This is a genomic window from Actinomadura sp. CNU-125, assembly GCF_001942465.1.
Taxonomy (GTDB): domain Bacteria; phylum Actinomycetota; class Actinomycetes; order Streptosporangiales; family Streptosporangiaceae; genus Spirillospora.
Window position 1 is genome coordinate 1 of the sequence record NZ_MKJY01000246.1, and the last position, 8,227, is coordinate 8,227.

The window sequence follows — 8,227 nt, forward strand, 5'->3', positions numbered from 1 at the left end:
CGGGCGCGCGGCCCTCGGCCCGGGACGCGTAGGCGTGGATGACGTCGCGGGCGAGCGGGGCCATCGACCAGCCGTCGCCGCCGCTGTGGTGCATGAGCAGCAGCGCCACGTGCTCGTCCGGGGAGATCCGGAACAGGGCGGTGCGCAGGGGCGGTTCGGCGGAGATGTCGAAGGCGTGGTCGACGGCCATGGCGAGCCGCAGCGGCAGTTCCGCCTCGGTCGTGTCGACGACGTCGAGTTCGGGGCGCGCGGCGGCCGGGTCGAGGACGAGCTGGCGGGCGCGGCCGCCGTGGTCGGGCAGGATCGTGCGGAGCGACTCGTGCCGGGCGACGAGGTCGCCGACGGCGGCGCGCAGCGCGGCCTCGTCCAGGGGGCCGCGGATGCGCAGCGCGACCGGCAGGTTGTAGGTCGCCGACGGGCCCTCGAAGCGGTTGAGGAACCAGAGCCGCTGCTGCGCGTAGGAGGGCGGCAGCACGTCGGGACGTTCGCGGGGTTCCAGTGCCGGGCGTCCGGCGGCCGCCCCGTCCAGGGCGGCGACCCGGGCGGCGATCCCGGCGACGGTGGGCGCCTCGAACAGGGCCCGCACGGGCAGTTCGACCCCGAGGATCCGGCGGATCCGGGTCGCGACCCGCATGGCGACGAGGGAGTCGCCGCCGAGTTCGAAGAAGTCGTCGTCGATGCCGGGCGCGGCGATGCCGAGCAGGTCGGCGACGATCCCGGCGACCGCGGTCTCGCGGGCGTCGCGCGGGGCCCGGTAGGCGGTGCCGGGGCCGGCGAGTTCCGGCTTGGGCAGCGCCTTGGTGTCGACCTTCCCGTTGGGGGTGAGCGGCAGCTCGTCCAGGACCACCACGACGGCGGGCACCATCGACTCGGGGAGGTTCTCCCGGACGTGGGCGCGCAGTTCGGCGGGGTCGGCGGTCGTGCCGGGGGCGGCGACGACGTAGGCGACGAGCCGACGGCCGGCGGCGGGGGCGGCGCCCCGGCGGGGCGCGTCCGGGGATCCGGCGCCGCCGAGCCCGGCCAGGGCGCCCCGCACATCGTCGGCGTCCGGCAGTCGACGTCGCCGACCGGACGGTCCGGGTCGGCGACGAGGGTCCGCACCAGCCCGTCCAGCAGCGCGGTCAGCCGTTCAGCGGTGGCGCGGTCGAAGACGTCGGGCCGGTACTCCAGCCGAAGGCGGAGCCGCTCGCCCGGCACGGCGAGCAGTGTCAGCGGGTAGTGGGTGGCGTCGATCAGGTCGGCGTCCACCAGCCGGACGCGTCGACCGCGGCTTCGAGCAGCGACGCGTCGAGCGGGTAATTCTCGAACACGGTCATGGTGTCGAAGAGCGGGCCGGTGCCCGCCGCCCGCTGGATCTCGCCGAGCCCGAGGTGGTGGTGCGCGAACAGCCCGGACTGCTCGTCCTGGAGGCGGGTGAGGGTCTCGGTCAGCGTCTCGGTCTCGCGCAGCCGGACCCGGACCGGCAGCGTGTTGATGAACAGTCCGACCATCTGCTCGGCGCCGCTCAGCTCCGGCGGCCTGCCGGAGACGGTGGCGCCGAACACCACGTCGTCGCGGCCGGTGAGGCGCGCCAGCAGCAGCCCCCACAGCCCCTGGACGACGGTGTTGGGGGTCAGCCCGTGCCGCCGCGCCCACGCGGTCGGCTCGTCGGGCAGGTCGAGGACGACGTGCTCGGGGAGCACCGGCGGACGGTCGGCGGCGGCCGGGGCCAGCAGCGTCGGCCCGTCGATCCCCGCGAGCGCGGCCCGCCACGCGTCCCGGGCGGCGTCGCCGTCCTGCGCGTCCAGCCAGGCCAGGTGCTCCTTGTACGGCGCGGTGCGCGGCGGCCGCTGCCCGGAGTACAGGGCGAGCAGTTCGGCGGCCAGCACCGGGACGGACCAGCCGTCGAGCAGGATGTGGTGGGTGGTGAGCAGCAGGCGGTGCCGGCCGGGCCCGAGCGCGAGCAGCGCGAAGCGCAGCAGCGGCGGACGGTCGAGCGCGAACGGGCGGGCCCGCTCGGCCGCGGTGACCCGCCGGACCTCCGCGTCGGACGCGCCGTGCAGGTCGATCTCCTGCCAGGGCGCCGCCGCCGCGCCGAGCACGATCTGCAGGGGGTCGCCGTCGCCGGTCTGGACGAACGCCGCCCGCAGGCCCGGGTGCCGGTCGACCAGCGCCTGCCCGGCGGCGCGCAGCGCGGCGACGTCCAGCGGTCCGGCGAAGTCGAGGACGAGCTGGGCGGTGTAGACGTCGGAGCCGGAGTCGAGCAGCGCGTGGAAGAAGAAGCCCTGCTGGAGCGGGGCGAGCGGCCAGATGTCCGCGAGCCCCGGCTGGGCCTCCTCCGCCTCCCCGACCTGGGCCCGGGTCAGCGGGACCAGCGGGAAGTCGGACGGCGTGTGCCCGCCGCCGCCCGCCGCGACGTGCGCGGCGATGCCCCGCAGCGCCTCGAACCAGGCGTCGGCCAGTTCGCGGACGTCCGCGCCGTCCAGGATCCGCGCCGCCCACGTCCAGGTGGCCGACAGTCGGGGCCCGGCGGCCGAGTCCCGGACGATCGCGTCGATCGCGACGGTGTGGGCCAGCGGCATGGCGGCCTCCGCGCCGCCGTCCAGGGCGCCCGCCTCGGCGGCGATGCTCCAGTCGCCGTCCGCGGCCTCGACCCGGCCGAGGTAGTTGACGAGGATCTGCGGCGCGGGCAGCGCGGCGAGTTCCGGCCCGGTCGCGGCGTTCAGGTGGCGCAGCAGGCCGTAGCCGATGCCGTTGTCCGGCAGCGACCGGAGCCGTTCCTTGACGTCGCGGACGGCGGAGCCGCCGCGGGCCGCCCGCGCGGACGTCGTCCCACGCGGCGCCGCCCGCGTCGAGCCGGACGGGGAACATGCTGGTGAACCAGCCGACGGTGCGCGACAGGTCCGTCCCGTCGCCGCCCGCCGACTCCTCGCGGCCGTGGCCTTCGACGTCCACCAGCACGGCCGAGTCCCGGGACGGGACGCCGCGGCGGCTCCGCCACTCCGACACGGCGAGCGCGAGGCCCGCGAGCAGGACGTCGTTCACCCGGCCGTGGAACGCGGCGGGCACGGCGGTCAGCAGCGCGGACGTGGCGGCCTCGTCGAGTTCCAGGGTCAGGTTCCCGGCCGTGCCGCGGGTGTCCTCGGCCCGGTCCAGCGGACGCTTCCCGAGCAGCGGGTCGTCGGTCCGCAGCGTCTCGGTCCACAGGTCGAGTTCGGCGGCGCGGCGTCCGGTGCGGGCGTCCTCGGCCAGCCGCCCCGCCCACCCGCGGAAGGACGTGCCGACCGGGTCCAGCCGCACGGGCGCGCCGGTGGAGCACGCCGCCCAGGCGGTGACGAGATCGGGCAGCAGGATCCGCCACGACACGCCGTCGACGACCAGGTGGTGCAGGACGACCAGGAGGCGGCCCCGCGCGCCCGCACCGGCGTCCAGCCAGACGAGCCGCACCATCGTCCCGGCAGCCGGGTCCAACTGCTCGCGGGCGATGGCGGCCTGCTCGGCGGCGGTCTCCGCCATGGCCGCGTCGCCCGCTCCGGCGACGTCGACCCGGTGGACGCACGCGGCGGCGTCGACCGTCCCCGGCGGGGCGATGCGCGGCTCGCCGTCGGCGGGCAGGCTCATGCGGAGCGCGTCGTGATGGTCCAGGACCGCCTGCAGCGCGCCCGTCAGCCGGTCGACGCCCAGGTCCGGCGGGGTGCGCAGCAGGACGCTCTGGCTGAACGCGTCGGCGGGGCCGCCGAGGTCCCGCAGCCACCGCATGATCGGCGTGGCGGGGAACTCGCCGACGCCCGCGCCGGGCTCCTCGGCCGCGCCGTCCGCGCGGCCGCGTCCGCGGGCAGCGCGACCTGGGCGAGGGACTCCACGGTCGGGTGGCGGAACACCTGCCGCGGGGACAGCGCCAGACCGGCCCGCCGGGCCTGCGACACCAGCCGCATCGCGATGATCGAGTCGCCGCCGAGGTCGAAGAACCCGTCGTCGATCCCGACCCGAGCGACGCCCAGCACCTCGGCGAACAGGTCCGCCAGCAGCTTCTCGGCGGGGGTGCGCGGCTCGCGCCCCGTCGTGCGCGCCGCGAAGTCGGGGGCGGGCAGCGCCGCCCGGTCGAGCTTGCCGCTGGGGTTCAGCGGCAGCGCGTCCAGCGGCACCACCGCCGCCGGGACCATGTACGCGGGCAGCGTCTCCCCGGCGAAGCGGCGCAGTTCGTCGGGGTCGAGCGTCCCGGCCGCGCCCGCGGCGGGCACCACGTACACGACCAGCCGCGGATTGCCGGGCAGGTCCTCCCGGGGCACCACCACGGCCTGGCCGACCGCGGGGTGCCGGACGAGCGCGGTCTCGATCTCGCCGGGCTCGATGCGGAAACCGCGGATCTTCACCTGGTGGTCGAGGCGGCCGAGGTACTCGATCTGCCCGGCGGCGTTCCAGCGGGCGAGGTCGCCCGTCCGGTACATGCGCTCGCCGGGCGTCCCGAACGGGCAGGCGACGAACCGCTCGGCGGTGAGCGCGGAGCGGTCCAGGTAGCCGCGGACCACGCCCGCGCCCGCCAGGTACAGCTCGCCCGGCACGCCCACCGGGACGGGTTCGAGCGACGCGTCCAGCACGTAGGCGCGGGTGTTGGCGATCGGGCCGCCGATCGGGGCGTGCCCGGCGGCGTTGCCGTCGTCGAACCAGGCCGTCGCGTAGACGGTCGCCTCGGTGGGGCCGTAGATGTTGGCGATGCGGGCGTCCGGCATGAGGGCCCGCAGGTCCCGGACGAGCCGGGCGGGCAGCGCCTCCCCCGCGAGGACGACGTCGCCCGCGTCCAGCGCCGCCGTGCCCGTCGCGAGCAGCGCGGACATCGCCGACGGCACGCCGCTGATCAGCGTCCCGGACCAGCCGCCGCGCTCCGCGATCTCCAGCAGGTCGCGGACGACCTCGATGCGGCCGCCCATCGTCAGCGGCGCCAGCCACTCGAACACCGACACGTCGAAGTTCAGCGACGTGGAGAACAGCACGCGGGCGAGCCGGTCGGGCCCGAAGTCCCGCTTCGCCCACGCGCACAGGTCGACGGCCCCGGCGTGCGAGACGACGACGCCCTTCGGGCGTCCGGTCGACCCCGACGTGTAGATGACGTAGGCGGCGTTGCCGGGTTCGAGCGGCCGGACCCGGTCGGCGTCGGTCGGGTTCCCGGTGGGGTGGTCGGTGCGGGGCGGCGCGTCGAGTTCGAGTCGGGGGGTCGTGCCGGGGAGGTCGGCGTCCGAGGTCGTGATGACGCAGGCGGGGGACGCGTCGGCCAGCATGAACGCGATGCGGTCCGCCGGGTGGGCCAGGTCGATCGGCTGGTAGGCGGCGCCCGCCTTCAGCACGGCGAGGACCGCGACGATCAGGTTCTCGTCGCGCGGGAGGGCGACGGCGACGAAGTCCTCGGGGCCGACGCCGCGGCCGATCAGGCGGTGGGCGAGGCGGTCGCGCGCCGGTCCAGCTCGCGGTAGGTGAGGGTCGTGCCGGCGTGCACGACGGCGGGCGCGTCCGGGGTGCGGGCGGCCTGCGCCTCGAACAGCGCGGGGACGACGGACGGTTCGACGGGCAGCGCCGTGTCGTTCCACTCGTCCAGCACGCGGGAGCGCTCGGCGGCGTCCAGCAGGCCCACCTCGCGCAGCGGCGTGGACGGGTCGGCGGCGCCGAGCGTGTTCAGGAACCGGACGTACCGCCGCAGGTGGGCGGAGACCTGGTCGCCCGTGTAGAGGTCGGGGTGGGCGTCGAAGTCGACGCGGAGCCCGGTGCCGTCGAAGTTGTCGTAGATGTTGATCGCCAGGTCGTCGATCGGGCCGGTCGTGATCGCGTGCGTCCGCGCGGGCAGGCCCGCGAAGTCGAGCCGGTAGTCGAACGCCATGATGTTGATGACCGGCCCGTGCAGGCGGCGGCGCTCGCCGAGCAGCTTCAGGTCGCGCAGCAGGTCCTCGCGGCGGTAGCGCTGGTGCCGCAGCGCCTGCGCGCTCGCCCGCGTCACCGTCCGGACGAGTTCCTCCACCGTCATGTCCGGGCGGACCGTCACCCGCAGCGGCAGGACCGTCGACAGCATCGCGGGCGTCTCCATCGCCGCCCGCGACGTGCGGCCCGAGACGGCCAGGCCGAGGATGACGTCCTCGGTCCCGGTCATCCGCGCCAGGTACGCGGCGGTCGCGGCGATCGCCAGGCCCTGCGTCGCGGTGCGCAGCCGCCGCGCGCCCGCCGCCAGCCCCGCGGACTCGGCGGGCGGGATCACGGCGGTCTCGCTGCGGTAGTCGGCGGTCGGCTCGGCCGTCTCGTCCGACAGCGACACCGCCACCGGACGGTCGGCGAACCGTCCCGTCCAGTAGGCGCGGTCCCGCTCGAACTTCTCCGACGTCCGGTACTCCGCCTCGGCGGCGAGGACCGCCCGGTAGTCGCCCAGCTCGGCCGGGACGTACTCGCCGCGCCCGCCATCAGCGTGTAGACCTCGGCGGCGCGGCGGCTGATCAGCGCGCCGCTGTAGGCGTCCAGGATCGTGTGGTGCGCGCGGATGAACCAGCGGTGCAGGTCCGGGGACAGCCGCAGGAGGGCGGTGACGAACAGCCGGTCGGCGTCCGGGGGCAGCGGTTCGGCCATCCGGGCCCGCATCCACGCGCGCGCGGCGGCGTCCGGGTCGGGTTCGGCGGACAGGTCGACGAGCGGCATCGACACGCTCGCGCCGGGGTCGAGGAGTTGCCGCGCGGTTCCGTCCGTCTCGGCCAGCCGCGCGTTCATCGCGAGGGACTCGTGCGCGGCGGTGCGCGCCACCCGGTCGAACAGCTCGTGATCGACCGGGCCCTCGATCTCGATGTACTGCGCGATGTGGATCGGCGTTTCCGGCGCCAGTTTCTGCGCGTACCAGACACTCTGCTGTGCGGTGGAGAGAGGAACGTACTCGGAGGGCGACATCAAGCGGTACTTTCCCGGTCGGAAGGGGTTTGCATAGTGCCCGGCAGCGGTCGCCTAACGGCACCGGAACCGACGGCCGGAAAACCAGAGCGAATGACCACAGAACTGATACTGCTGACCCCGTCCCCTTTCCCCGAGTCGCATTGGAAGCGCGCCGGCCGCGCCCCCGGACTGCGCCTCGTGATCCCACTGATACGGAGCGCCGTCGCTTTCCGCCCCGGTGGACCTCCCGCGACCCATGCCCTACTCAGGAGTAGCGGGGCCACAGTCAAGCAGCCGCATCACAGCCCTCGCAATCCCCTCGAAAGTAGAACTTGACCTCGAATATTGCTCACAGGAGTGACAAAAGGACACGGGTGGGGGAGGCCAGGGCACGGCGCGGACGCTCGCCGGGTGACAAAGGTTGGCAACCGAATCCGGTCAATGCGATTACCGACCGTTAACTTGCGCGGCGGCGCACCCTCGGCTACCTGGCCGGATACTCGTGCACGACCACCGCCGCCGCGCCCACCGACGGGTGCCGCTGCAGCACCGCCTCGATCTCCCCCAGCTCCATCCGCACCCCGGAGATCTTCACCTGCCGGTCGACGCGGCCCAGGTACTGCAGGGTGGGCCGGTCCGCGCCGCCCGCGCCCGCGCGCAGCAGCCGCACCGCGTCGCCCGTCCGGTAGAGGCGGCCGGTCGGCGACTCGCCGAACGGGTCCCGGTAGAACGCTTCGCGCGTCCGGTCGGGGTCGCCGAGGTAGCCGCGCCCGACGACGACGCCGCCGACGAACAGCTCGCCGGTCTCGCCGATGTCGCACGCCGCCCACGTCCCGTCGTCCAGGGACCGCAGGACGTACAGGCGCGCGTTCACGACCGGGGTGCCGATGGGCAGGCGGAGCAGCTCCAGGTCCGCGGCCGTGACCGTGTGGTGGGTGACGTCGTCGGAGCACTCGGTGGGGCCGTAGGCGTTGAGCAGCCGGGCGTGCGGGACGGCTTCGAGCCAGCGGCGGGACAGCTCGGCGGGCAGCTCCTCGCCGGTCGCGATCATCCACCGCAGGCCCGGGAACGGCGGCCCGTCGAGGCGTTCCGGCAGGTCGTCCAGCAGGTGCCGCACCATCGTCGGGACCAGCTCGACGACCGTGACGGCGCGCTCGTCCACCAGCCGGGCGAACGCGGGCGCGTCGTGCGCGACGCCGTCGGCGACGATCTCGACGCGGCCGCCGAGCAGCAGCGGGGCCAGCATCTGCCAGATCGAGATGTCGAAGCCGAGCGGGGCGGTGAACGCGACCGTGTCGGCGTCCGTCATGCCCAGGTCGATGATCTTCGCCCAGAGGTGGTTCAGCATCCC

4 protein-coding genes and 3 pseudogenes are annotated in these 8,227 nt (G+C 75.2%); all 7 read right to left on the reverse strand.

Features of this window, described 5'->3' with window-relative positions:
* The coding region (locus BJF79_RS26645; RefSeq protein ID WP_262402622.1) for a condensation domain-containing protein at window positions 1-1,036 on the reverse strand (1,036 nt) is incomplete at its 3' end.
* Window positions 1,037-1,232: 196 nt separating this feature from the next.
* Window positions 1,233-2,744: a condensation domain-containing protein gene (locus tag BJF79_RS26650; protein ID WP_316043440.1), complete on the reverse strand. Its 1,512-nt coding sequence runs from the start codon at window positions 2,742-2,744 to the stop codon at window positions 1,233-1,235.
* A 139-nt stretch (window positions 2,745-2,883) separates the two neighbouring features.
* Window positions 2,884-3,738, reverse strand: a pseudogene (locus BJF79_RS26655) (condensation domain-containing protein); the annotation flags it as partial.
* The gene (locus BJF79_RS26660; protein WP_075901455.1) at window positions 3,645-5,561 is read right to left on the reverse strand and encodes a non-ribosomal peptide synthetase; all 1,917 of its coding nucleotides are present in this window, start codon (window positions 5,559-5,561) and stop codon (window positions 3,645-3,647) included. The gene BJF79_RS26660 and the pseudogene BJF79_RS26655, both read right to left, overlap by 94 nt.
* A gap of 74 nt (window positions 5,562-5,635) precedes the next feature.
* A pseudogene (locus tag BJF79_RS61745) lies at window positions 5,636-6,505 on the reverse strand (condensation domain-containing protein); the annotation flags it as partial.
* Window positions 6,475-6,894, reverse strand: a pseudogene (locus BJF79_RS61750) (condensation domain-containing protein); the annotation flags it as partial. The pseudogenes BJF79_RS61745 and BJF79_RS61750, both read right to left, overlap by 31 nt.
* A 466-nt stretch (window positions 6,895-7,360) precedes the next feature.
* Window positions 7,361-8,227 (reverse strand): AMP-binding protein (locus BJF79_RS26675; protein WP_143220187.1); only part of this gene is annotated, 867 nt, incomplete at its 5' end.